Annotated in this window: 23 protein-coding genes; 9 read left to right on the top strand and 14 right to left on the bottom strand. The window is 66.3% G+C overall.

Annotation, left to right across the window (positions count from 1 at the left end; genetic code table 11):
* Positions 1–23: 23 nt before the first annotated feature.
* The 8 genes from C5B99_RS17440 to C5B99_RS17475 form a co-directional block, all read right to left on the bottom strand.
* Entirely contained in the window at positions 24–638 is a 615-nt protein-coding gene (locus tag C5B99_RS17440) for a hypothetical protein (protein ID WP_146082046.1), read from the bottom strand.
* Positions 639–727: 89 nt separating this feature from the next.
* Positions 728–1,654 carry a type IV toxin-antitoxin system AbiEi family antitoxin domain-containing protein gene (locus C5B99_RS17445; protein ID WP_104244442.1) on the bottom strand — a complete coding sequence of 309 codons (927 nt, stop codon included), beginning with the start codon at positions 1,652–1,654 and terminating at the stop codon, positions 728–730.
* 164 nt (positions 1,655–1,818) lie between these two features.
* Positions 1,819–2,151, bottom strand: a complete 333-nt coding sequence (locus C5B99_RS17450) for an Lsr2 family protein (protein ID WP_104244444.1) — start codon at positions 2,149–2,151, stop codon at positions 1,819–1,821.
* A gap of 247 nt (positions 2,152–2,398) precedes the next feature.
* Positions 2,399–3,244: an FHA domain-containing protein gene (locus C5B99_RS17455; RefSeq protein WP_104244446.1), complete on the bottom strand. Its 846-nt coding sequence runs from the start codon at positions 3,242–3,244 to the stop codon at positions 2,399–2,401.
* Positions 3,245–3,246: 2 nt separating this feature from the next.
* Positions 3,247–4,839, bottom strand: a complete 1,593-nt coding sequence (locus tag C5B99_RS19090; protein WP_146082048.1) for an AAA family ATPase — start codon at positions 4,837–4,839, stop codon at positions 3,247–3,249.
* A 12-nt stretch (positions 4,840–4,851) separates the two neighbouring features.
* Positions 4,852–5,943: a M23 family metallopeptidase gene (locus C5B99_RS17465; RefSeq protein WP_104244448.1), complete on the bottom strand. Its 1,092-nt coding sequence runs from the start codon at positions 5,941–5,943 to the stop codon at positions 4,852–4,854.
* Positions 5,944–5,945: 2 nt separating this feature from the next.
* Positions 5,946–6,497 carry a hypothetical protein gene (locus C5B99_RS17470; protein WP_104244450.1) on the bottom strand — a complete coding sequence of 184 codons (552 nt, stop codon included), beginning with the start codon at positions 6,495–6,497 and terminating at the stop codon, positions 5,946–5,948.
* Positions 6,498–6,523: 26 nt separating this feature from the next.
* Positions 6,524–6,781, bottom strand: coding sequence for a helix-turn-helix domain-containing protein (locus C5B99_RS17475; protein ID WP_104244452.1), 258 nt, complete (start codon positions 6,779–6,781; stop codon positions 6,524–6,526).
* Between the two features lie 139 nt (positions 6,782–6,920).
* On the opposite strand from C5B99_RS17475, the gene C5B99_RS17480 reads away from it, so the two are divergent.
* The 8 genes from C5B99_RS17480 to C5B99_RS17515 are packed head-to-tail and all read left to right on the top strand — an operon-like array spanning position 6,921 to position 15,692.
* Positions 6,921–7,538: a DUF6668 family protein gene (locus C5B99_RS17480; RefSeq protein WP_104244454.1), complete on the top strand. Its 618-nt coding sequence runs from the start codon at positions 6,921–6,923 to the stop codon at positions 7,536–7,538.
* Between the two features lie 11 nt (positions 7,539–7,549).
* Positions 7,550–7,855, top strand: a complete 306-nt coding sequence (locus C5B99_RS17485; protein WP_104244456.1) for a hypothetical protein — start codon at positions 7,550–7,552, stop codon at positions 7,853–7,855.
* Between the two features lie 13 nt (positions 7,856–7,868).
* The gene (locus tag C5B99_RS17490; RefSeq protein WP_104244458.1) at positions 7,869–8,639 is read left to right on the top strand and encodes a hypothetical protein; all 771 of its coding nucleotides are present in this window, start codon (positions 7,869–7,871) and stop codon (positions 8,637–8,639) included.
* A 3-nt stretch (positions 8,640–8,642) separates the two neighbouring features.
* The gene (locus C5B99_RS17495) at positions 8,643–10,346 is read left to right on the top strand and encodes a hypothetical protein (RefSeq protein WP_104244460.1); all 1,704 of its coding nucleotides are present in this window, start codon (positions 8,643–8,645) and stop codon (positions 10,344–10,346) included.
* The gene (locus C5B99_RS17500) at positions 10,333–11,844 is read left to right on the top strand and encodes an SCO6880 family protein (protein WP_181065051.1); all 1,512 of its coding nucleotides are present in this window, start codon (positions 10,333–10,335) and stop codon (positions 11,842–11,844) included. Before C5B99_RS17495 ends, C5B99_RS17500 begins: the two co-directional genes overlap by 14 nt.
* Before the next feature lie 5 nt (positions 11,845–11,849).
* Positions 11,850–13,433 carry an ATP/GTP-binding protein gene (locus tag C5B99_RS17505; RefSeq protein WP_374953474.1) on the top strand — a complete coding sequence of 528 codons (1,584 nt, stop codon included), beginning with the start codon at positions 11,850–11,852 and terminating at the stop codon, positions 13,431–13,433.
* Positions 13,430–15,247, top strand: a complete 1,818-nt coding sequence (locus C5B99_RS17510) for a type IV secretory system conjugative DNA transfer family protein (RefSeq protein WP_104244466.1) — start codon at positions 13,430–13,432, stop codon at positions 15,245–15,247. The genes C5B99_RS17505 and C5B99_RS17510 overlap by 4 nt, the downstream gene beginning before the upstream one ends.
* Entirely contained in the window at positions 15,240–15,692 is a 453-nt protein-coding gene (locus tag C5B99_RS17515; protein WP_258063543.1) for a DUF4913 domain-containing protein, read from the top strand. Before C5B99_RS17510 ends, C5B99_RS17515 begins: the two co-directional genes overlap by 8 nt.
* Positions 15,693–15,761: 69 nt before the next feature.
* Here C5B99_RS17515 and C5B99_RS17520 read toward each other — a convergent pair whose 3' ends face one another.
* Genes C5B99_RS17520 through mobC form a run of 3 tightly spaced genes read right to left on the bottom strand, consistent with a single transcriptional unit; the run spans position 15,762 to position 18,743 of the window.
* Entirely contained in the window at positions 15,762–16,607 is an 846-nt protein-coding gene (locus C5B99_RS17520) for a hypothetical protein (protein WP_104244468.1), read from the bottom strand.
* Between the two features lie 16 nt (positions 16,608–16,623).
* Positions 16,624–18,345, bottom strand: coding sequence for a relaxase/mobilization nuclease domain-containing protein (locus tag C5B99_RS17525; protein ID WP_104244470.1), 1,722 nt, complete (start codon positions 18,343–18,345; stop codon positions 16,624–16,626).
* Positions 18,342–18,743: a plasmid mobilization relaxosome protein MobC gene (gene mobC / locus C5B99_RS17530; RefSeq protein ID WP_104244484.1), complete on the bottom strand. Its 402-nt coding sequence runs from the start codon at positions 18,741–18,743 to the stop codon at positions 18,342–18,344. The genes C5B99_RS17525 and mobC overlap by 4 nt, the downstream gene beginning before the upstream one ends.
* Before the next feature lie 254 nt (positions 18,744–18,997).
* Between mobC and C5B99_RS17535 the strand changes: the two genes are divergently transcribed.
* Positions 18,998–19,375 (top strand): hypothetical protein, encoded by a 378-nt coding sequence (locus tag C5B99_RS17535; protein ID WP_181065052.1) that lies wholly within the window; start codon positions 18,998–19,000, stop codon positions 19,373–19,375.
* A gap of 76 nt (positions 19,376–19,451) precedes the next feature.
* On the opposite strand, the gene C5B99_RS17540 is transcribed toward C5B99_RS17535, so the two are convergent.
* The 3 genes from C5B99_RS17540 to C5B99_RS17550 all read right to left on the bottom strand — a co-directional run bounded on the left by C5B99_RS17540 (position 19,452) and on the right by C5B99_RS17550 (position 22,070).
* Positions 19,452–20,465: a zeta toxin family protein gene (locus C5B99_RS17540; RefSeq protein ID WP_104244472.1), complete on the bottom strand. Its 1,014-nt coding sequence runs from the start codon at positions 20,463–20,465 to the stop codon at positions 19,452–19,454.
* On the bottom strand, positions 20,465–21,028 hold the full coding sequence (locus C5B99_RS17545) for a hypothetical protein (protein ID WP_146082049.1): 564 nt from the start codon (positions 21,026–21,028) through the stop codon (positions 20,465–20,467). The genes C5B99_RS17540 and C5B99_RS17545 overlap by 1 nt, the downstream gene beginning before the upstream one ends.
* Positions 21,029–21,116: 88 nt before the next feature.
* Entirely contained in the window at positions 21,117–22,070 is a 954-nt protein-coding gene (locus C5B99_RS17550) for a helix-turn-helix domain-containing protein (protein WP_104244476.1), read from the bottom strand.
* Positions 22,071–22,647 lie beyond the last annotated feature (577 nt).

The raw sequence follows: 22,647 nt of genomic DNA on the forward strand, positions 1-22,647 counted from the left end.
CGGTCAGACCGGCGCATGGCCGATCACCTCGCGACAGGACTGCGATCGACGCCAAGGAGGTGCCTTGCCACGCGGCGAAAGTTCTCCAGAGCTTCGTCTACGCCGACAGGCTGAGCTCCAGGGTCTTCCGCGTCATCCTCATAGTGCTTTCGGAGCGAGTCCACCCATGCGAGCTCCAGCCCTGAGGCGCGCCGTGCGGCGGTGGATGCTTCCGTCGGCAGGTAAATCGATACCGCGGACAGAGCGTCATAGAGGGCAGTCCGTGCGGCGTTGTGGCCACTAATGCGTTCGATATCGTCGTCAACTACGAGCTTCCCCGGTCGATTTTGAGCAAACTGTGAACGCGCGTACGTGGCCCCCAGCATCTTGGCTGAGCTGTACGAATAGGCCGCCATCGCCGCAAGAAAGTCAACGGCTGCGGCCCGCTGATGCTCGAAGAGGCGCGCTTCTACGTCCGCCTGCCGCTGATGCTCGAGCTTGAACCGTTCGAGTTCAACCTGCCCTAGCTGCCGGTGCTCCTCGGACTGAAGCTGAGCCCGCAGATTCCGTGTAGCTATCCGTCCTGACAAAAAATTGGTGAGCAGCGACGCAACCAGCGTGAGTCCCCCAGTCACCAGTGCAACTAGCCACGAATCCACTATTCCTCCGACTCCGATGCATCATCATCGTTCAACCTAGATAAGAGCCTGTTTCGACTTTGGCTGCACTCTTGATTGCCAGCTCGAGTTCACGCAGAGTCAAGTAATCGTCGCGTATGTCCCCAACTACCGGGGCCATCGCACTCGTTCTCACCGACCTGAACTGCCTCAAGCGACGCCGCCGAGTCCGCTACGAGCGCTCGGAACCCATGGGAGGCGAGCACACTCGCCAGCACGCTCTTCACGAGCACAACCACATCCGAGCCATCCACGACGGCGCTCGTGCTTGCCCTGAGGATCTCGACCTTCAGAAGGGCCGCTCGCAGAACCTCTTCAAATGCTGGTGCGTTCAGGATCCTCATCAGCTGCGTGCGCTCGTCTGAGCCTGACAACTCGAGGAGATGCTCTCGGAAGGCAGCACCCTCGCCTCCGGTGAAACCGTTGGCGCGAGCGAGAGGTGCGAGGTGCTGCGACAGGACCGCGAAGTCGACGCCGCGCGCCCGCACTGCGTCTCCCAGGACAGCACCAACGAGGCTCAGGTCCTCGTGGTCCGCCACCAAATCGGCGACAGTCCGCTCGATCGTCGTTACCGGAAGACCAGCGCGCAGGGTCACATCCCGGGGCGAAAGATTCCGTCGTCGCAGCCTCAGTCCCGCGTGCTTGGACTGTCGTCGCTCCGTGGTGCTGAACTCGAATGGGGAGGGCTGCAGATCTCCGTAGCCATGCACGTAGCTCGCGGTGGGTCCGCTGACCACGATGGCCTCTCGGCCTGTGGTCAGGCGTTCGATTGCGGTTGCGCCCGGTTCGAGGACCAGCCAGTGCGCTCGCAGCTCGTCGAACTCATCGAGGCCAGCAGCAGCGTCTTTGTATACGCCACGGATGACTCGAGCGAGCAGGCCACGCTGCTCGAGGCGGCTCAGTTGATCGCGGCGAACCCCCTGCGACTCAGCCTGCTTCGCCGTCACTAGACCCCACTGGTTCGACATAACGTCAACCAGCGCTCGGAGCGTGCTCATCCCAGTCACGTGACCATTGTTGCACCGTGAGTGCTACAAAAGTAGATCTCTCGCGCCGGGTCCATCGTTCTCGGCTATGCAATCTACGACTGTCTATGGCTGTCTAATCTCAAACTTAGATTCGGTGAGATGACGCGCGAAGCGTTCCTGCTGTCACCGCCGCGCTAGTTAGCCGCGTCGTAGGCATCAACGACGTCGGCAGAGATACGTCCGCGATCGGCGACGTTGTGGCCGTTGGATCGTGCCCATTCGCGGATGGCGTTGAGGTCGCGCTTCGGACCCGATGCCTTCTTCGCGGAGCCGCTCTTGCCGCTGGTCTTGCGGGCCGCTTCTACGTAGCGGTTGAGCACGCTGCGGAGCTTCGTGGCGTGCGTGTCAGTGAGGTCGATCTCGTAGGCGGTGCCGTCGAGACCGAACGTGACCGTCTCGCCTTCGCCGTCAGGGATGGTGCTCTGGTCGAGGTCGTCGGTGAGCTGGTAGATAACTTTCTTGGCCATGAGGAGGCTTCCTTCTGATTAGTCGACGATCGCACGCGGCAGATTTCCGCTGCGCGCTCGTGGTGAATTCGTTGCGGAGCATGGTCCCGGATGCGCTCTCGCTCTAAGTTCCTGACGTTACCAAGACCAGCCTGGGTGGGGCGGACACGCGCGTGGGTACGCCCCAAAGTGGGTGACCCGCAACCACTGAAGAATCCCACTCGATGGAGCGCGCCGATTCCCCTGCGAATTTGAGGGATAACGGTGCTTACCGTCCGTCACTATTGACCCGAGCGGGAATGAGATCGATGCGGCAAGTGGCGTCACCCAAATGCAGCGTCGTACCGGAGTGCAGCACATACGGAGTGCCGGCCTCGAGCTGCGTAGGTGGATCGGTCTGTGCCTCGGTGCCGTTCCCGGAAGCGTTGTCGGTCACGACGATGCGGCCGCCGTCGTCGAGGTCGACGAACAGGTGCGTGCGCGAAACGAGTTGCCGTGGACTCGTGACGCGAATGGGGGTTCGTCCATCGACCGCTTCTGGGTCTCGCCCAATCGCCGCGCGCCCGTCCACCACTACCGGGATCTGCCCGTTGAGCGTGAGCTCCAGGCGCGTCTGAGACACCTGATCCTGCTCAGACGCATCGAGCTGCCCCGCATCATCGCGCAGGGTCGCGAGTCGTGCGCTCTCGACCGTGGTGGCGTCGACTTCCACGCGGTGCGGCTCCGGCGTTGCGCACTGTGAGCACGCAGCCGCGATGACCGGCTCGAGGTGTCGGCAGACGCGGCAGCGTCCCTCGATCGGTGCGAGCCCGTCTGCTGACGGCAGCGTGCCGCTCTCGTCGGCTTCTTGCACGATGCCGTCTGCTCGGACGGCAAGTGTCCAGGTGTTCGGGGGTTCGTCGACGTCGAGTCGGACGGGGCGGCCGAGTTGGATCGCGTAGGAGACGCAGCGGGCGATCATGCCGGTGCGGAGCTCCTCGATGGAGGCTGCGGCGCACGCGCGTTCGGTGCCGTTGATCGTGAGCGAGCCGCTCCCGTCCGGCCGCACGAGCGCGACCATGCGCGGCCACGAGGCGAGCTGCTGCCCCTGCCGCAGCGTCTGGGTGCGCGGCATCGTCAGAGTCCCCTCGCGACGGCCGCTCCCGCAGCGAGCCACGCGCGCTGGGTCTTCGCGCCGAGCGAACCATAACGCAGGACGCCATCGACCATGGCCTGGTCGAATGGAATGGTCGCGACGTCGCGCACCAGGCCCCGGTAGCCGTTCGCGACGTGGTCCACGTCGGCTTTGCTGCCCTTGGCGTTCGCTTGGTTCACGACGACGACGGCCTGGTTGGCGAGTTGCGCGGACTTCTCGTTGCGCTGGGCGAGCGCCTCGAGGAGCAGAGCACCGGCTTCGGCGTGGTCGTCGCGGGTGGTGGTGGCGAGGACGAGCTGGTCGGTGTGGTCGATCATGCGCAGCCACATGGGATCGGACTCGTCGTTGCCGGAGTCGATGAACACCAGTCGGTAGTACTTCGAGGCGACGGCGTGGATCGCGTCGACGTCGGCTGGCGCCATGCGCTGCTCGTGGGCGAGGTTCGTGGGCTGCGAGCGCAGCACGTCGAACCGGTCACGCGTCTGGTGGTGCACGTAGTGCGCAAGGTCCGCGGACTGCGCCCCGGTCGACAGCAACCGGTCCACCTGCGGGAGCAACTCAAGCAGCGTGGATTCGTGCGGGCCCTGCTCGGTGCGCCAGCCGAGCGTGCCGCGGGTCTGGTTGTTGTCCCAGGTGAGCACGCCGGCGCCGCCGAAGCGCGCGAACACGGCAGCAAGGAGGATCGTGGTGGGTGTCTTCGAGCTGCCACCCTTCGCGTTCACGACAGCGATCGTGCGAGGTCCTGGCCAGTGCTGGCTCACGGCCTGCACGTCAGCGCGCTCCGCTCGCTCGTCCTCGGACGGGCTGAGACGGATACCGACACGGGAGAGCGCGCCGCGCCAGCCGTTCGTTGCTGGCTCTTCGGTCTGCTCCTGGGTGAGGAACGATCGGCGAGCGTCGCGGCGGTTCTGCGGATCCGCGGGCTGCGACTGCGGGGACGGGGCAGGAGCTGCTGTTGCCTGGTGTGCCGCAAACGTGGGCGCCGGAGCCGACGCCGCGGGGGCCACGGACGGCTGCGCGTAGGTGGGCGCCAGAGCAGAGGCCGTCGGGGCGGCCGCCGGCGGCGCATAGCTGGAGGCAAGCGCAGGTGTCGCCTGGGGCACGGCGGTCGCCGCCGGTGGTCTCGAGATGAAGGAGCTCGGCGCCGCGTAGCTCGGCGCTGCAGGAGCAGCAGGTGCCGCCGGGGCGGGGAGTTGCACGGGAACGATCGGGGCCGGGGGTTCGGTCGCGACGATCGACTGCGGCGCGGTGATGGGCTTCGGCTCGCGGCGCGGCCTCGAGGGCGACTGCGCGGTGTCCTCATCGATGCCGTCGTTGCGGTGCTGCACTTCGGCCTGCACACGCCCCTGCGGGTCCACGACGAGCGTCCACACCCCGTCCGGATCGGTAGTCGCGGCCCGGACGACTTCGTTCCGGTTTCGGGCGATCGCGCTGAGCTTGTCGACGATGTATCCCCGCGCCACGTCAACCGTGGGGGCATCGAACGGCTCCTGCACGCCATCGACGGCGATGTGTCCGGTGCCGGATGCGTCGGTGTAGGCGGTGATGACGGGGACTGCCTGATTCGTGGCCATGGGGTGCTCCATCTATCCGAGGGTGATGCCCACTTGGGCGAGGAAGGGTTCGGGGTCCACGGTCTCGTCGTTGACGAGCACCATGAAGTGCAGATGGCAGCCCGTTGATTGGCCGCTCGTGCCGGTCATCGCGATCTGCTGCCCAGCTTGGACGGTGTCTCCGACATTGACCAGCAGCCCACTCTCGAAGGAGTGCAGGTACTTGGTGGTGATGCCCTCGCCGTGGTCGAGGGTGATGGTTCCGTTGCCGCCGGAGTCGAAGCCGCGGAAGGTGACCGTGCCGGCCTGGGCTGCCCAGATCGGGCCATCGCAACCGCCGGCCGCGAGGTCCGTGCCGGAGTGCAGGCGCTGGTCCCCGTAGATGGGGTGGATGCGCATGCCGTACGGGTCGGTGATCGGGCCTTCTCCGGGAGCTGCCCACCCGGTCGAGGAGACCTGCCCTGGGGTGCCGGCGACGCCGGAGCACACCTGCGCACCTGCGCCGGCCTTCAGGCCGGTGGCGGTGCCGGAGAGTTCCTCCACGACCTGCACGGCTGGGTCCCAGAACTGTTCGTAGTAGTACGGGTCGAGGTTGACCTGCGTGCGGTTCGCGACCAGCGTCGGTTCCACCGAGTCGCGCTCCGGCAAAGGGACGGAGATCTCCATCGCCGAGTAGAAGATCTGGGATGCCCAGTACGGGTCCAGGCGCTCTTCCCTGCTCCCCCAGTGGTCTTGCTGCTGGAAGAGCCCGATCGACGTCGTGGGGGTGCCGTTGGGGTTGGTGACGCCGCTGGTTTCCCAGTCGCCGTAGTCGATGTTGTTGAGGGTGGATTCGCCCATGGCTGTCATGACGCCCATGGTTTGGTCCCGGACACTCAAGCCCATGTCTTTCCCGGCCAGGATCACGTTCGCGGCGTTCACGAGCTGTTCGCGGCCGTAGCCGGCGATCTCAACGTCGGGCACGCTGTTGGGGTCGACGGAGACGCCGCTCGCGCTGCCGGAGGCGGGGTTGCAGGCGTCCGCGTTGGTGCCGAGCAGCAGGACCAGGCTGAGCACGAGCGCGATGACGACGCCTGGGACGGCGACGATCGCGATGATCGCGCCGGAACCCTTCTTCCCCTCCACCGTTAGTGGATCCCCTCGGGAGGCGTGAAGCGTTCGACGAGCCACGGGGAGTCGCCGTATTCGCGCACGATCATCACCGTCCACGTGCCGGCGTCGGTCGGTACCTCGACGTGCGCGAGGTACACGCTGTCATCGTTGACAATCACCCCAGGTCCCGTGACCTGGGTCGCGGGGATGTTCCCGTTGCGAATGAAGTTGTAGTCCTTCGCCGCCTTCGGCGTCAGCAGCGGCGTCAAGTCCTCGATCCACGTGTTCGGGTCGACGCTGGGCCGCGCGTACGCGGTCATCGCCGTCTCGGCCGCGCTGACCGCAGCTGCGCGAGAGGTCTCGTCCCAGACGGCGGGGGCTTTCGGCCCGGTCGTTTGGCCGGTTTTGTCGTCGATGATCCCCGCGGGTGGCGGCGTGAGCTGCTCGAGGTCGGGCACGTACATGGTCGACGTCGGCGTCGCCACCGGAGTCGCCTCAGACTCCCCCACATCTGCCGTCCCGCACCCGGTGAGGGTCAGCGCCGCCAAGAGGGCGAGGCCGAGGGTGGAGCGTGCGTGGCGAGTCATGGGGGGAGTTCTGCCCTTTCGTTATGTCACGGGTTTGTGGTGGGCTTGATGTTCGATCCGGCTTCGAGCGTGGCCCGGAGAGAGGTCCGCGTGATGAACCAGGTCCGACCGACTTGGTATCCCTGCAGGTGCCCCTCTTTGAGCCACTTGTAGATGCCGGGTGGGGTCATTTGCAGCAGCTCGGCCACCTGAGCGGCCGTCAGGATCGGCGGGAGTTCAGCGAACGCCTCGTCGAGATCACCGTGAGCGCCACTCACGACATCGACCCAACAGCCACGGAACATGACAACAGACTAACGCAGAACGCATCTTGGTTTACGATATGTGTCAAAAACATAGTTAGAACCACCTGTAACTGTTAGTTTGGAATGGACCTGTACTGCGTGAACAGTGCGGCGTGCTCATTATCCGGGGAGGCTTTTCGTGACGACCGAACACAACCCGTGGGTCTCGCAGCCGCTGGTCCCGGCCGTGGCAATCGAGCCACCTTCTGGGCACGCTTCTGCTGGGGTGCGGGGGCCTCTGGCGCCGCAGTTGGGCGTGCCGGCTCCCGACCGGGCGGATCAGCTCGCTACCCGCACCTTCGCCCGCGATGCCGACCTCTTCGTCGTGGGCGCGCACGGCGGCGCCGGTGAGTCGTCCCTCGCGGCCCTCTCCCCCAGCTGGGTTGCAACGGACCATGCGTGGCCGCACATCGCCTCCTCGAGCAGTCGAGCTCGAGTGGTGCTCGTCGCTCGCTCAAACATGCAGGGCCTGCTGGCCGCGCAGCGCGCGGCAACACAGTGGGGCTCGGGACTGGTGCCGTTCGTCGACGTCCTGGGCCTCGTGATCGTTGCTGACGCCCCAGGCAAGCTCCCCCGCCCGCTGCGCGACTTCGCCGCCGTCGTCGCCGGCGGTGTCCCTCGCGTCTGGAAAGTGCCGTGGAGCGAGGCGCTGCGCCTCGGAGAACAGCCGAACCCCGCCACAGCTCACAAGGACGTGCGTGCCCTGGTGACCGATTTGACCGCAATTCTCACCGGTGCCGCGCGCACCGCCCACTGAAAGGAATCGTCATGAGCCTCGAACTCATCACCACCGTCGCTCTCGTCGGAGACTACGCCGCCACCGTTGCTCCCCTGGGCATCCCGGACTCCCCGCCCATCCAGCCTCCAGGCACCGAAGGCGTCACCACGATCCTGGGCTGGTTGAAGTGGGTCGCACTCGCGATCTGCGTCATCGGCCTCATCGTGGCCGGTGCCCTCATGGCCATCCAGTCCCGGCGAGGCGAAGGCGGCGAGCACGCCGGAAAGATCGGCATGGCCCTGGGTGGCGTCATCGTCATCTCCGCAGCAACCTCCCTCATTGGGTTCTTGATCTAAGGAGCACCGAGCCATGGCTAACAACGAAGAAAATACCTCCAGCCCGTTCACGCGCCCAGGGTTCATCGTCGCGGCCATCGTCGTCGCGATTGTGCTGACGCTCGGCATCACGCTCACCGTCGTCGGAGCATTCAGCCGCAACGAGGATGATGCCGTGGCGGAACCGACCAGCACCTCTGACCAGCCCTCCGACACAACGCAACCGCCGTCGCCGTCTGCTCCCGAAGCTGTGGAACCCGATGGAGGCGGCAGTGTCTGCGGCCTACCCGGTGAAGAACTCAGCGGCACTCTTTCGGAAGCTCCGGCCACCGAGTGGGCCTACCAAGGTGTCATCCCATATCCGACCTCGACTGAACATGGTCCGGGCGAAACCGGCCCCAGCGGGGTTCGCACCTGCTTCCAGCACACTCCCGCGGGTGCGCTCTTCATGGCCGCCAACGCGATGTCCCAAGGCAGCGATGCAACCACAGCGACTGAGTGGATCGAGGCATCTCTCTCCCAGGGGCCATACCGGGAGCAGCTTCTTTCCGAAGCTGGCGCAGGGGCTGCCTCCAGCAATATCCGCGTGAACGTGGCCGGATACAAGATCCTGTCCTACGACGGAGCCTCCGCAACCGTCGATCTCGCCGCCCGCATCAGCTCGTCAGGTGAGAACACGGTCGTCTCCTCCATTTACTACTTGGTGTGGGAGGACGGCGACTGGAAAATCGACGCCAGCAACATCGCACCGATGAACATCACCCCCATCCCCGACGTCGCGGGATACACGGCCTGGGGCGTGTAATTCATGACCAACCAAGGAGGATGCGACCTCTTCGACTGGCAATGCGGAGCGGAAGACATCGCCTCCTCCCTCGCCGCCGGCGCGTTAGACGACGCAGCCACGAAAGTCTCGGAGGGCGTGGGCAAGATGATCGCGTCCCTCGGGACGATCTGGGTCTACATCGGCACCCCGAACCTCACAGACACTGGTGGCACGGTTCCGGTCGGCGCCCCGCCGATCAGCACCGAAATCGAAGTGCTGCTCGGTTGGGTGACCTGGCTTGGTCTGGTTTTCGCTGTCATCTCCGCGGTCTTCCTGGCTATGCAGATCGCGACCCGCATGCGCGCGGGTGAGGGCTTCATGGCGGTCGGAAAGCTCGGCTTCATCCTCGGCGGCGTCGTCCTCATCAGCGCCGCAAGCGCCCTCATCGCGCAGATTGTGCGTGGTGGCGGCCCACAGGGCGTCGGCGGTGCCGCGTTCTTCATCCAGTCCTCGCTGTGGTGGGTGCTGGGTGCCGTCGCAGTCCTCTCAGTCATCGTCGGCGGCATCCGCATGGCATGGGAGAAACGCGCGGAGCCCGGCCGCGATCTCGTGCAAAGCCTCATCACGCTCATCGCGGTGACCGCGTTCGGAACTGCGATCATCGGCATTCTCATCAGCGCAGCCGACCAGTTCGCGGTGTGGGTGCTGAACGCGGCGACGAACTGCCCAACGGGGGTGGACACCGAAGGTAGTGCTTGCTTCGGGGAGAACATCACGACCCTGCTCCAGATCGCCACCATCCCCGGAGGGGCCGCAATCGGCCCGATCCTGGTCATCATCTTCGGGCTCATCGCGATCCTGGTGTCGTTCCTCCAGATCGTGCTCATGGTCGCCCGCGGCGGCATGCTCGTCGTCCTCGTCGGCATCCTGCCCGTCGCAGCCGGAGCGACCAACACGGAGATGGGGAAGACCTGGTTCAAGCGCTGCGTGGGCTGGATCGTTGCCCTCGTGCTCTACAAGCCCGCAGCTGCCATCGTCTACGCGGCCGCGTTCCAGCTGACCGGCACGGAAGTGAACATCTTCCAGGACGACGGCAGCGGCATCCTCGCCGTCACCACAGGCCTCATGCTCATGATCATTGCCCTGTTCGCGATGCCCGCGCTCATGCGGTTCGTGACACCCATGGTCGGGTCGATGGCCGCCGGCGCCGGTGGCGGCATGCTCGCCGCTGGTGCCCTCGCAGCTCTCCCCAGCGGCGCAGCCGCCCTCGGCCGCCTCTCCACCGGAGGCGGTGGCGGAGGTGGAGGTGGGAACGGCAACAGCGGCAAAACAGGCGAGAAGGGCGACAGCGGTTCGAGCTCGGCACCTACAGGTGGGAAGTCCGGCAGCCAGTCCGCGTCATCGTCGGCGCAGAACGCTGGAGCGCAGAGCGCAGCCGGTGGGAAGTCCGGTGCCGCAGCATCCTCCGGCGCGGCGTCGACCGGGGCCGCGACCAGCGGTGCCGGTGCAGCAACCGCTGGAGCTGGGGCCGGCGCAGGAGCTGGAGCTGCTGCGGGAGCCGGTGGCGGTGCCGCAGCGGGTGCGACCGCGGGGGCCGCGGGTGGCCCAGTGGGCATGGCCGCTGGAGCTGCCGCGGGTGTGACGCTCGGCAAGGCAGCAGAAGCAGGAAAGGCCGCGGCAGGAGCCGTGAAGGACCTCGGTGACCAATCGACTGGAGAAGGAGGCGGCCCAGATGGTAGCCGTTGACCCTAACAACCGCGCGCCCCGTACCTACGGGAACTGGCGACGTCCGACCTCCCCCGGCCTCATGGGGCTCGGGTCGGTCGGAACCGCGCTCATGCTCGGCAGCCTCGTGCTGGTGGTGCTGATCGTCATGATCGTTGGCGTGCTGGAGGCCGCGATCACCTTCGGTGTGCTCTCGATCCTCATGCTCGCCGTGGTCACGAAGGACTCGCACGGGCAGTCCGTGGTGAGTCGGATCGCGACCCGCCTCGGGTTCGCCGCGGCGCGCAGCCGGGGTGCGAACGTGTACCGGTCTGGCCCCATCGGCCGCACCGACTGGGGCACGTTCCAGCTCCCCGGCCTGGCCGCACCCACACGCCTCTCCGAGCACCGCGACTCCTACGGTCGCCCGTTCGCGCTCATCTACACGCCGGCCACGCTCTCCTACTCCATCGTGCTCGGCACCGAACCCGATGGAGCAGCCCTCGTCGACCCAGAACAAGTCGACTCATGGGTGGCCGACTGGGGGCACTGGCTCTCCAACATCGGGGACGAACCGGGCCTGGAGGCCGCGGCCGTCACCATCGAGACCGCCCCGGACTCGGGCACGCGCTTGCGCCGCGAGGTCGCAACGAACGTCGATGCGTCAGCGCCCGAGTTCGCGCGCAGCATGCTCGCGGACATTGTGGACTCGTACCCGTCTGGCTCCTCGACCGTGAAGGCGTACGTGGCGCTGACGTTCTCGGCCACGATGCGATCCGGCGGCAAGAAGCGCAGCACCGACGACATGGCGCGCGAGCTGGCCGCTCGCATCCCCGGTCTCACCGCGGGACTGGAAGCCACGGGCGCTGGAGCTGCGCACCCGGTCGCCGCGCAAGAGCTGTGCGAGACGGTTCGTATCGCGTATGACCCGGCCGCGGCCGCCCTGATTGATGAGGCGCACGCGAACGGTGAGACGCCCGAGCTGACCTGGCCGGACGTTGGCCCCACGGCAGCGCAGGCCGACTGGGGCGGCTACCGCCATGACTCGGCGTACTCGGTCACCTGGTCGATGACGTCGGCTCCTCGCGGCAGCGTGCAGTCCGGTGTCCTCGCGAAGCTGCTGGCCCCGCACCGTGACATTGCGCGCAAGCGGATCACGCTGCTGTATCGGCCCATCGACTCGGCACGAGCTGCCGCCATCGTGGAAGCCGACCTGTCGGCTGCGCAGTTCCGCGCGACCGCGACGGCGAAGCCTTCCGCCCGTGACAGCCTCGGCATCCGCGCTGCGGAAGCGACAGCCCGCGAGGAAGCCTCGGGGGCGGGTCTCGTCGAGTTCGGCGTGCTCGTGACGGCAACTGTCGACGACCTCGACATGGTGGCCGATGCAAGGGCCGCCATCGACAACCTGGCCGCGACCGCACGCCTGCGTGTGCGTCCGGTCTTCGGATCGCAGGACTCCGCGTTCGCGGCAGCCCTGCCGCTGGGCCTAGTGCTCCAGAAGCACGTCAAGGTGCCAGCTGAACTGAGGGACAAGCTGTGACCCTGATGCGACGCACAACAACATCATCGAAGAATGCGACAAAAACGTCGAAGGACGCGACCTTTTTGCAGAAACGCGCCTCGGCTACCGAGCCCCAACAACCCCGACCCAAGCGGCCCGGGATGCGCGGCTGGATCGGCAAGGGCCGCGGCGAATCCACGTACGTGCAGGCTCCCCAGGAGTGGCGCGGCACGACCGTCCAGGTGTGCGGCCTCTGGCCGTTTGCCATCGGGACCGGCACGCCTATGGTGGGCGTGCCGCTCGGCCGTCACATTCACACGGGCGCGACGCTCTGCTGCGATCCCATCTCCTGGTTCCAGCGGGCCAAGCTCATCTCGAACCCGTCCGTGTTCGTGCTCGGCAAGCCCGGGCTGGGGAAGTCCTCAATCATCCGGCGGATGGCAGCCGGCCTTTCTGGCTACGGCGTGATCCCCATGGTGCTGGGCGACTTGAAGCCGGACTACCTGGTGATGATCCAGGCCCTCGGCGGGCAGGTCATCGAGCTTGGCCGCGGCCGCGGCTACCTCAACATCCTCGACCCCGGCGAGTCCACGGAAGCCGCCAGGCGTCTGCGCTCGGAGGGCTACGAGAAAGAAGCACTCCAGGTGCTCGCGGACGCGCACGGCCGCCGTCACACGATGGTCTCCGCGCTCCTGACGATCATGCGTGGCGCTCCTCCAACTGACCGTGAAGAGACCATCCTCGACCGTGCGTTGAAGGTCCTCGACGAGCACCACGAGGGAGTGCCTGTTCTGGGGGATCTCCTCAAAGTCATCCAGGACCCGCCACTAGAAGTGCGCGCGGTCGCCCTCGACCGTGGCAGCGACGTGCGGTACAAGGAGATCACCGAAGACCTCGAAGCTTCCCTCATCGGTCTCACGGGCGGTGGCCGACTCGGGGAAATTTTCTCCAAGCCGACGACGAACCCGATGCGCCGCGACCGGCCCGTGGTCTACGACGTCTCCTCCATCGACGACTCCGAAATGGACCTCCAGGCCGCAGCGCTGCTCGCGTGCTGGTCCGCTGGGTTCGGCACGGTCAACGTCGCGAACGCCCTCGCTGACGCGGGCCTGGAGCCGCGCCGCCACTACTTCGTGGTGCTCGACGAGCTCTGGCGAGCCCTCCGCGCTGGCCGCGGCATGGTCGACCGCGTGGATGCGCTGACCCGTCTGAACCGAACTCGAGGAGTGGGCATGGCGATGGTCACGCACACGATGAGCGACCTCCTCGCGCTGTCCTCGGAGGAAGACCGGATGAAGGCGAAGGGCTTCGTGGAGCGCGCGGGCATGGTCATCTGCGGCGGCCTCCCCGGCGCAGAGATGCCGCAGCTCACCTCCGCTATCCCGCTCTCCCGAGCGGAGCAAGAGCTGCTGGTCGGCTGGCAAGACCCGCCCGCATGGGACCCGACAACGAACCAGGAAGCGACCCCTCCCGGGCGCGGAAAGTTCCTCGTGAAAGTGGGTGGGCGCCCCGGCATCCCCGTCGACGTGCAGTTCACGGCCGCCGATGACCTGATGAGCGACACGAACACGCGCTGGCACGAGCAATCCCGTGTCGGTGACAACGAGTACGAGGAGGGTGCAGCATGACGCAGCAGAGCAATCGCCGCGCGGAGGCCAGCTCCATGTCGGGCGGCGCGCAGTTCATGTTCGTCTGCATCGGGCTCCTGGTCGTCGTGGGCGGCGCGATCTACTCGGGGATGCACTTGGGGCACCAGCTCACGGGCAGCGGCGTCACGGTGCCAAAGAACCCGTGGGAGGTGCTGTTCGGCGTCCTGTCTGGAGATGTGGCATGGCCGGGGGTGCTGGGCACGGTCATCGCAGTAGCAGTTGGGCTGCTCATCACATTGCTCGTGGCGTCCCCGTGGTTGCTCGGCTGGTACTTCCGCCGCGGTCGCTCCCGCGTCGACGCCGCCGCGACCTACATGGGCCACGGCAAGGCCGTCGAGGGTGTGAGCTTGAAAGCGGTCGCCGCGACCGCGCAGCGTCTCGGCGTCACCGGCTCTCCCGGGTTGAAGGTCGGAGACCTCGTGTTCGATGGGAAGCCGGTCTACGGCTCCTACGAGGACACGCATATCGACATCTGGGGGCCTCGCACGGGCAAGACGACCAGTCGCGCGGTGCCGTCGATTCTCGACGCTCCAGGGGGCGTGCTGGTCACCTCGAACAAGCGCGACGTTGTGGACGCGACCCGCGATCCCCGCGCCGAGCGCGGCGCGGTGTGGGTATTTGATCCGCAGGGCGTGGCTGAGGAGCAGCCGACGTGGTGGTGGAACCCGCTGTCGTACGTGACCGATGAAGTGCGGGCGAAGAAGCTCGCCGGTCACTTCGTGATGGGCTCTCGCGAGACCGGCTCCAAGGGCGACGCCTACTTCGACGCGACGGGGCAAGACCTCCTCGCGGCGCTCTTGCTCGCCGCGGCCAGCGCCAACCGACCCATCACCGACGTCTATCGGTGGCTGACGCAGCCCACGAACCCGGAAGCAGCCGCAATCCTCGAAGACCACGGGCACACGCTCATTGCTGACCAGGTGCGCGGCGTGATCGCGTTCTCCGACAAGCAGCGCGGCGGCATCTACGGCACGGCCATGCAGGCAGCCGCGTGCCTCACGAACCGGCAGGTGGCCGCGTGGGTGAACCCGCAAGGCGAACACGACACCCGGGAGCAGTTCAACCCGGCCGCCTTCGTGCGCTCAGAAGCCACGCTCTACAGCCTCTCGCTGGAGGGCGCAGGCACCGCCGGCCCTTTGGTCACCGCGCTCACGGTCGCCGTCACTGAGGCGGCCGAAGAGCTCGCGAAGCAATCTCCCGGTGGGCGTCTCGCGAAGCCCCTCGTGTGTGTCCTCGATGAGGCCGCGAACGTGTGCCGGTGGGCGCAGCTCCCGAGCCTGTATTCGCACTACGGGTCGCGCGGCATCATCCTCATGACGATTCTGCAGTCCTGGTCACAGGGCGTGGACGTGTGGGGCGAGTCCGGCATGCACAAGCTCTGGTCGGCCTCAAACATCGCGGTCTACGGCGGCGGTGTGCGTGAGGAGAAGTTCTTGGAGATGCTGTCCAAGCTCATCGGAGACCGGGACCGGCGCACCACCTCCACCTCAACCGGCCGCGGGCAGCGTTCGGTGTCGCAGCAGCTGCGCCGCGAACGCATCCTCGAAGCGTCCGAGCTCGCAGAGCTCCCCAAGGGGCGAGCGATCGTGCTTGCCTCCGGTTCTCGCTCCATGCTCGTCCGCACCAAGCCGTGGATGACCGGCCCGCACGCCGACAAGGTGCGCGCGAGCATCAAGCGTCACGACCCGCTCGGCACCGCCACCATTGCCGAAGCCGAAGACGAGCTGCGCGCGGTCCAGGCGGACGAGAAGCAGCGCAAGGGCCGCGGCTGGGAGGCGTTGAACCGTGCGTGACGACTGGGAAGAGCAGGACGAGGAAGCTCCGTTCGCGCCCGCGCCCGACGAGCGCCGCGAGAGCAACGACGCTGCGTCTGACGATGCGTCCGAAGCTGTCGCAGAACCAACGACGGTGTACGCAAACGTCGACGAGTTCGTGCGGGGGTTCGTCATCGAAGGACTCTCCCGCCCCATCGACGGACAGCAGCGGGTGTGGGCGGCCGAGTGGTGGAAGTACCCGGAGGCGATCTCTCGGCTCGACGCGATGTGGCGGTCGTGGGAACACATGCGCCTCGACGGCGCGACCGGGCTCAGCGCCTGGTACATCAACCACGCCGACCCACACATGCGAGTCCTGATGGACCCCCACGGGCCATTCGCGGGAGCCAAGGTCTACGCCGATGAGAACAAGAACCGGGCAGGCGAGCCGCTGCCCTACACGCGTCCTCCAGACATGTGGTGACGTTCGCGCAATGAGCGCACGACGAGGGCCGCGGTGGATTTTCCACCGCGGCCCTCGTCGTCGTTTGCGTTACCGGCCGAGCTCAGCCTGTGGGCCTGCCTTGGCCCTGGGTGCGCGAGCCTTGGGAGCGCGTTTCGGTCCGCCGTTCGCAACGGCGGCGCTGGGTGGAGTTCCCTGGCCGATGTCTTGGTGCATGCGGGCCTTGATGGCGTCGGGGTCGATGCCGCGCCCTTCGAGCTCGCGCGCGGTCGCGTCGCGGCGCTCGGCGCTGTCGTACAGCACCTCACCCTTGTCGCGGGTGGTCACGGACTCGGAGTCGCGCTGCACGGCTTCCTGCGCAGCCCGCTCGCGGTCGTTGGGGTCTGCTTCGAATTCGGCGGCGCTGCGGGCTTCGTCCGCGTCGCGGTCGTCGCGGCTGGCGTCCGCGTCCAGCAGCAACGCTTCCGTGCGCTCTCGTTCCGCGCGTGTGCGTTCGGCTGCCGCCTGCTCCTGGTCGAGGCTGCCCTGCACTGCGGTGCCGACCTGTGCACCGGTCACGCCTCGTCCATCCGTGGGCACGTCGATGCCGTACCGGGACTTGATCTCGCCTCGCATGATCTCCTCGGCGCGGGCCGCTTGCGGGTCGTCGTTCTGCCAGGCGCGTGCGGTCTGGAAGCGTTGCCCGATCTCGTCGGGTGTCGCGCGATCCCACCACTCGGGGCGCTGCACGTCGGCGTACTGCGTGCGAGCCAGGTCGCGTTCCGCGGTGAGGCGCGTCTGGAGCTCACGCGCTTCCCGCTCGCTGCTTTGCTGCGCTCGACGTTGCGCATCTTGGCGCGCTCGGGCGAACATCTCCCCGGCGCGGGCGGCGGTCATCGCGACCATCCGCATCTGACCTTCGAAGGCTTCCTCGATGCCGTCTGATTCCTCAGCCATGATCTCTGTTTCCTTCCTAGCGACTCACGCCGCGGTCGGCGTCGGGTTGATGGACTCGTGGTGGTTGCAGCGGCTCCGGCACGGGTGAACGCAGCTGCTCGCCAGGGCGGGGCTGGTTCAACCGGAGGTGCTCCGCTGCGCGACGCGCAGCGGGGTCCAGGTGGGACAGGTCTCGCTCCGCGGTTGTGGTCGTTGCTGGCGCATCTGCCGTGGCAGGCGAGGTGTTCGCGACGGCCGTCTTCAGCTGGTCGCGGATGGTTTCGATGCGGAACCGGGTGTCGTTGGCGATGTGCTCTGCGTACCGGGTCTGACCGTCCTGCTTCACGACTTCGTGGACGGCCTGCGTGAGGCGCATCATCTGCCGCATCATCGCCAGTTGCGCGGTCAACCCTTGACCGCCGCGAGCCGCCGACGCGACGAGCATGGCGGTGCCGCCGAGTGCCTGCATGTCGACCTTCGATGCACGCTCGGAGTGCCGGTAGGTCTGCGCGGAACGCGACAGCGACTCGGACGCCAGCGCGAGCTCTCCGGGCTCGGTTTCCGTGGCCGTGGACCAGGCCGCGAGCACGCCCGCGGACTGACGAGCGACCCGCGCCCACGTCTCGCGATCCTCCATCGGAACTTCCCGCAACCGGTTCACGGTTTCGGTGAGCTGCTGACTGCGCTGCGCCCACATGTCCGGGTCGATCTCCTGCGTCTCACGTCCAGGCGAGACGGCGCGACGTCCTCGGTACGCGGCTTCCCATTCCTTCGCCGCGTCAGACGCACCCGTGGGGGTGTCGGGCCACTCTGCGCGCAGCCTCGGCAGCGCGAGATCGCGGCCCAGCTGACCTCCCCCGTACCAAATCGGGCGCTCACCGTAGCTGGGCCGAGCGGCAACCGAATACCCCGTCACGACGTCGGTTCGACCGTCCGCAAATCGGGGACGAACCAGGAGCCCGTTCCGCCGCATGCGCCGCACGAACTCACCCTCGTCCTGCGACGCGGTGGCAGCGCCACGCACCCGCAGCGCGAGGAGGTATCGGGGCTGATCTGTGCGCAGCTCGGCCGCGATCTTCGCCTGACGGTCGGTGCCGGGCAGTGCGTCCCAAGCGGGCATCTGAGCGTCGCTCTTCGTGCGCTCCCGCTCGTGGCGAGCTCGTGCCCGTGACCGCGCCTGCGCCTCGCGCTCGGCGGGGTCGTAGCCACGCGTCGCGCGCTCCTTCTGCGCCGACTCCAGTTCTTGCAGCCCGTGCTTCTGCTCCAGTGCGCGAGCGATCTGCTGCGCACGGTGGTAGTCGTTGTGGATGGCGGCCTTCGTGCCGTCTTCACGAACCAGATTCACGGCAATGTGAATGTGGTCGTTGCCGTTCGTCGAGACGCCGTGACGTACAGCGACCCAGCGGCACGGGGCCTTCGTTCCCTCGTGGTCGTCGAACCCCATCTCACGCACGAACTCTTCCGCGATCTCCCGCCACTTCTCGTCCGTCAGCTGCCCTTCTTCGGCGCGCAGCGACAGCGACGCATGCCACACGTGACCGCCGTTGACTTCGGTGCCGTACATCTCCTTCGGCCGGTCGAGGTGACGAGCAATCGCGAGGGCACTATCGCGGCCCAACTCTGCTTCGTCGAACCACGTCATCAGCGGCCCATCGCCCGCGACCAGGTGTGGCTCTTCGTGCTCATTCGAGCGCCCAGGACCCACCAGGTACGTCATGAGCCCAGCCATGCGATCTCCGCGCACCACGTTGGGCATCATCGGGCGTCACTCAACCCATCAAGAGCTGCGTCGATGTGGTCGGCGACCTCGCGCACCTTCGCGAGCGTCGCGGCCATATCCGCGTGAACCGCACCGGTCGCGTTGGTCGCTTTCGCCATCTGGTTCACGTTGTTCGAGATCGCAGCCATGAGGCGGTACAGCGCGAACAAGTTCGCCATCGCCTCGCGACGCTGCGTCGACGTCTCCCCCGTCTCCGCGGCCAACGCCGATTCAACAAGCAGTCGCGGAATCGTCACGTTCTGCGCGTTCGCGAGACGCAGCAGTTCCCCCTCCTCCTCGGGAGTCACTTTCACCTTGTGGAAGTGCTGCCGAGCCACCGGCGCATTCGCGCGACGACGACGAGTAAAGAACCGCGCACCGGGGGTCTGCTCCTCCATGAACACCACTCCCCTTCCGGCCTAGCGCAGCGAACCCGCATCCGCGGGGACCACACGTCCAGTGTGCCAAGCCCGCGGCAGAATGTCGAGGGCCAAGCCAACTTAGGGAACCTAAGTGTATAGCTTGCTCCGTCCCGGACTCGGTGCGCAGCGGCTCACGTCGAGAGACGGGTACTGCGTCCAGCGGTCTGCGCCCGCATTTCGGAAGGCGCTCCGCGCTCGACGTCCTCGCTCCCCATCTCTACGATGGGGCTATGAGCAAAGACGTGAGCATTGAAGAGGCCGTAGAACGCGCAAAGCGTGCGGAGCAGGACCGAATCGAAGCGATTCGGCAGCTCGCCACCGCGCGGCAGTCGATCACCGACGTGCGGGAAGACACGGCGCGCGAGCTCGCTGAGCTCCAGGCGCACCATGCGGAGCTGCTGCGCGATGCGGAAGCCGCCGACGTGCGCGCCTACTCGGCGGCCGTCAAGGCCGGGTGGAGTGCGGAGGCGCTGCGTGACATCGGCTTCGCGGAGCCGGACAAGAAGAAGCGCGTTCGCGCACGCTCGGCTCGGAAACCGAAGGTGGCGGCAGCCTCCTCCCAAGCTGACACTAATGGCGGCGAAGAGCAGCACGCAGACCAACAGTAGCGTGGACAATCGTCGTCACGAAACGAGCCCCTGCCATGGGTCACCATGGCAGGGGCTCGTTCGTCTGCTGCGACGCTTACCGACCGAAGTCGGTCCCTCGATTCGGGTCGATCTGCGGCGGTGGCGGGGTGTTCGCCTGATAGTGCTTTGCAGCTGCTGCGGCCTGCGGATCGACGAGCGGTCCGCCTCGTGACGCACGTTGCATGTCTACCTCCCAGGACGCGACCGCGGGACGCTCGGGCGTGCTCTCCTGCGTGGTGCGATAGACGCGATAGCGCTGCACCACCGGGCACTCCTCAGCGAGCACCTTCGCGGCAGCCTCGGACTTGGTTTTGCCGTTCGGTCCATCGAACACGCTGCGTGCGTATTCACTGGGCACCCAACGGCCACCGAGCCCGCCCTTTTCGGTGGCTTCCTCGTAGGACTGCTGCCAGCGTTTCGCGATGCGTCCCTGCGAGATGTCGTAGGACACTTCGACGTCCAACACCTCGGCCGTGTACCCCTCGGCTGCGAGCTGCTGCCCGAGCTGACGGGCGCTCGTCTCCGACGACAACACGGTGTCGATGATGACGTTCTTCCCCTCGCGCAACGCCTCGTCGCGAAGCTCTTTCGCGAGCATCGAGGACTCCTCGTGCACAAGCGACGCAAGCTCCAACGGGAAGAACTGCTCACCGCTCGATTCGAGCGACTTCACCGCGTCCGGCTTGATGAACGATTCGTAGCTGCCATCGCGCAGCGCTTCACGCATTAGCATCGCTTTGAACTCGTCCGCGTCCACCGTTAGATACTGCTCCGACCGCTCGCCCAGCACCTCACCTTTGGCGGTCGACTTGCCCGCGCCGGGAGGGCCAGCGAGCACCATGGCGCGTGACTCGTTGCGCACGTCCGGGTACTTCTCCAGGTACTCGCGTTTCAGCGCTTTGTGGAGCTCGCGACGCTGCGGCGTCGGCGTCGACACCCCGCGCTGCGTGACGAACCACTCAGGGTTCCGAATCGTGGCCGTCGGCGCACTCGGAGCGAGCGCCGCACCAACACGCGAAAGCTCCACCACACCTCGCCGGTGACGCTCCACCAGCGACGTATCGACCACTAGGCAGCCCCGGCCAGCACATCACCAGAGGCAGCCTCAACGAACCGCTGCGCGGCCTCGTTCGCCTCCTCATGGGTGAACCCACGGTAGCGCTCCCCCGCGGCCTCCTGGCGCGCGTCCAGCGCAGCGGTTTCGCGCTGCACGAACCCGTACACATCAAGGCCGATCAGTCCCTCACTCTCGGCGCGCACGATGTCATCCCATGAACCCGGCACCGAGAACAGCAGGTCGTTGTACCCGTCCGTGCGCTGCGTCGGCAAGTAGTCCCACCGCAACAGCTCCTCGACAAGCTGGAACAGCGTCAACTCACCGATGGAGTACCGCTCTGCAATCTCGTACGGGTCAGCGCCCGAGAACCCCTCCACCAGCGGCGGTGCAGCCGCTGCAACCTTGAGTGTCTTTGAGACATTTGGCTGCGCGATCCCGAGAGCCCGCGCTATCTCCCGCTGCGACCCAAGCTCCGCGAGCTCGGCCACCTTGCGACGGTACGTGAGCCGATCCAGCTCAGAACGACGACGGAGCAAACGCGCCTCCTTGGCGCGGTCTTCAAGCTGAGTAGACATGCGAACCTCCAAGTAGTGATACCGCACGGTATCACCTGCCGTTCAAGAAAAATGGTTCTCGTGCCCGCTCCACCTGAGGCGAACTCGTTCAATGAGGCGCAGCCCCCTCAGAGTCGGGAATCGATCCGCTGGCGACTGCGCTTCTCATGCGCCTGACGGTTCCAAAGCCGGACCCTCTCGCAGCCATGCCAGCGGTCACGCCATCTGCGATCAACCGCTCCGCGAGGCGCACGCGGGCGCGCCGAAGATACACCGACGGTGTCTCGCCCGTCGCTACGAAAGCGCGATAGAGGTGTGGCTGCGAGACTCCAAGCGCTGTTGCCATCGAGTACACCGTGGTCGCCGCATCTCCGGCGAACAGGGCCACATACTTCACGGCTTCGCTGTAGACGCGAGCGAGCTCGCTGTTGGCGCTCGGCAGCGTTCGAAGTTCAGTGTGGGTAGCGAGCGCCCAAATCAATGCCTCTACGGCCAGCCCGACCCGCTTGAACGCGGCATCCTCCACGCCCGCACGGCTACTCAGAATGGAAGCTGAGGCATCGACCAGAATACGCAGATACGCCTCCGACGCCACGGCCTCACTCACGTAGTTGTCCGTGACCGGCTGCGAACGGGGAAAGATCACCATCAAGTTACTGACCGGCACCTCCGCCCGCTTGCCCGCGAGGTCTTCGGGGTTCGCGAAGAGCACGCGGCCGGGCGTCAGCCTCTCCGTGACCCCTGCGACCTCAACCTCAACCTCACCCTCGAGACAGGCCAGGAGCATCCGAGCGGATCCCCCCGCGAACACCCGCGGAGCCTCGTAGCGGAACGACGCTGCCGGGTGCCAATAGCGACTCAGCGCGAAAGTCTCGTTCTTCACCACGTCACCGCGCAGTGCGAACTCCTCCGCGGGCGATTGCAGGTGCCACCCCCAACCGCGCGCCGTGTCCTCCGCAGCCTGTCCAACCTCATCGATAGAGAGAGAAATCGCCCGCGAGAGATCTGCACGTTCAGCATCTTCGCGAAGTTCGAATCGGGAACTGATCGGCTGTGGCGACACAAACACTCCATCCGTAAACACCAAGGAAGAGCCCACAACCGAGGAAGACACATGGGCAGCAACGTCCCTGGCGGTTGCTCGGCTCTACGTAGAGACGAAGTCGGGGCCCCATTCGTCACGTTATGGGACAAAAAAGATGGCAGGTGCCACGCCTTCAAGCAAAAAATCCCCGGACAAATCCCGTTGTCGCCCTGGAAATCGCGGATCACACAAACCACATGGCAGTGATCAGAATGATTTTGGTATGACGCGCAGAACGGAAATAGCAATACGACCGACACGGGCCTTGAAGCACCTTAAAAGACCAGATCAGCATGCAAAATCCGTCGAATCCTGAGCCGATAGACGTTGACACCCATCCTTCATCGAGACAGCGGTCTATGCCTATGCTCAGCGCGCGGCTGTGAGTTCACTTCGATATGTGCGCCGCACGTCAACCGTCTTGCCCCCGCATTGAAGAAAGTGGTAGACCATGCCCTCCCCCGAACAGCAATCCACCGTCACCCGCCGATCAATCGTCCAAGGCGCTGCCTGGTCCCTCCCAGTGATCGCGACGGCGGTCGCCGCACCTGCGTAC

Origin of the sequence: Pseudoclavibacter sp. Z016 (assembly GCF_002931215.1) — a bacterium.
Classification (GTDB): Bacteria; Actinomycetota; Actinomycetes; order Actinomycetales; family Microbacteriaceae; genus Pseudoclavibacter.

Excerpts from the sequence above, each read along its gene's own strand:
- C5B99_RS17445 (WP_104244442.1), bottom strand. The coding sequence starts at position 1,654 with ATGAGCACGCTCCGAGCGCTGGTTGACGTTATGTCGAACCAGTGGGGT.
- C5B99_RS17450 (WP_104244444.1), bottom strand. The coding sequence starts at position 2,151 with ATGGCCAAGAAAGTTATCTACCAGCTCACCGACGACCTCGACCAGAGC.
- C5B99_RS17455 (WP_104244446.1), bottom strand. The coding sequence starts at position 3,244 with ATGCCGCGCACCCAGACGCTGCGGCAGGGGCAGCAGCTCGCCTCGTGG.
- C5B99_RS19090 (WP_146082048.1), bottom strand. The coding sequence starts at position 4,839 with ATGGCCACGAATCAGGCAGTCCCCGTCATCACCGCCTACACCGACGCA.
- C5B99_RS17470 (WP_104244450.1), bottom strand. The coding sequence starts at position 6,497 with ATGACTCGCCACGCACGCTCCACCCTCGGCCTCGCCCTCTTGGCGGCG.
- C5B99_RS17475 (WP_104244452.1), bottom strand. The coding sequence starts at position 6,781 with ATGTTCCGTGGCTGTTGGGTCGATGTCGTGAGTGGCGCTCACGGTGAT.
- C5B99_RS17485 (WP_104244456.1), top strand. The coding sequence starts at position 7,550 with ATGAGCCTCGAACTCATCACCACCGTCGCTCTCGTCGGAGACTACGCC.
- C5B99_RS17490 (WP_104244458.1), top strand. The coding sequence starts at position 7,869 with ATGGCTAACAACGAAGAAAATACCTCCAGCCCGTTCACGCGCCCAGGG.
- C5B99_RS17495 (WP_104244460.1), top strand. The coding sequence starts at position 8,643 with ATGACCAACCAAGGAGGATGCGACCTCTTCGACTGGCAATGCGGAGCG.
- C5B99_RS17500 (WP_181065051.1), top strand. The coding sequence starts at position 10,333 with ATGGTAGCCGTTGACCCTAACAACCGCGCGCCCCGTACCTACGGGAAC.
- C5B99_RS17505 (WP_374953474.1), top strand. The coding sequence starts at position 11,850 with ATGCGACGCACAACAACATCATCGAAGAATGCGACAAAAACGTCGAAG.
- C5B99_RS17510 (WP_104244466.1), top strand. The coding sequence starts at position 13,430 with ATGACGCAGCAGAGCAATCGCCGCGCGGAGGCCAGCTCCATGTCGGGC.
- C5B99_RS17520 (WP_104244468.1), bottom strand. The coding sequence starts at position 16,607 with ATGGCTGAGGAATCAGACGGCATCGAGGAAGCCTTCGAAGGTCAGATG.
- C5B99_RS17525 (WP_104244470.1), bottom strand. The coding sequence starts at position 18,345 with ATGATGCCCAACGTGGTGCGCGGAGATCGCATGGCTGGGCTCATGACG.
- mobC (WP_104244484.1), bottom strand. The coding sequence starts at position 18,743 with ATGGAGGAGCAGACCCCCGGTGCGCGGTTCTTTACTCGTCGTCGTCGC.
- C5B99_RS17535 (WP_181065052.1), top strand. The coding sequence starts at position 18,998 with ATGAGCAAAGACGTGAGCATTGAAGAGGCCGTAGAACGCGCAAAGCGT.
- C5B99_RS17545 (WP_146082049.1), bottom strand. The coding sequence starts at position 21,028 with ATGTCTACTCAGCTTGAAGACCGCGCCAAGGAGGCGCGTTTGCTCCGT.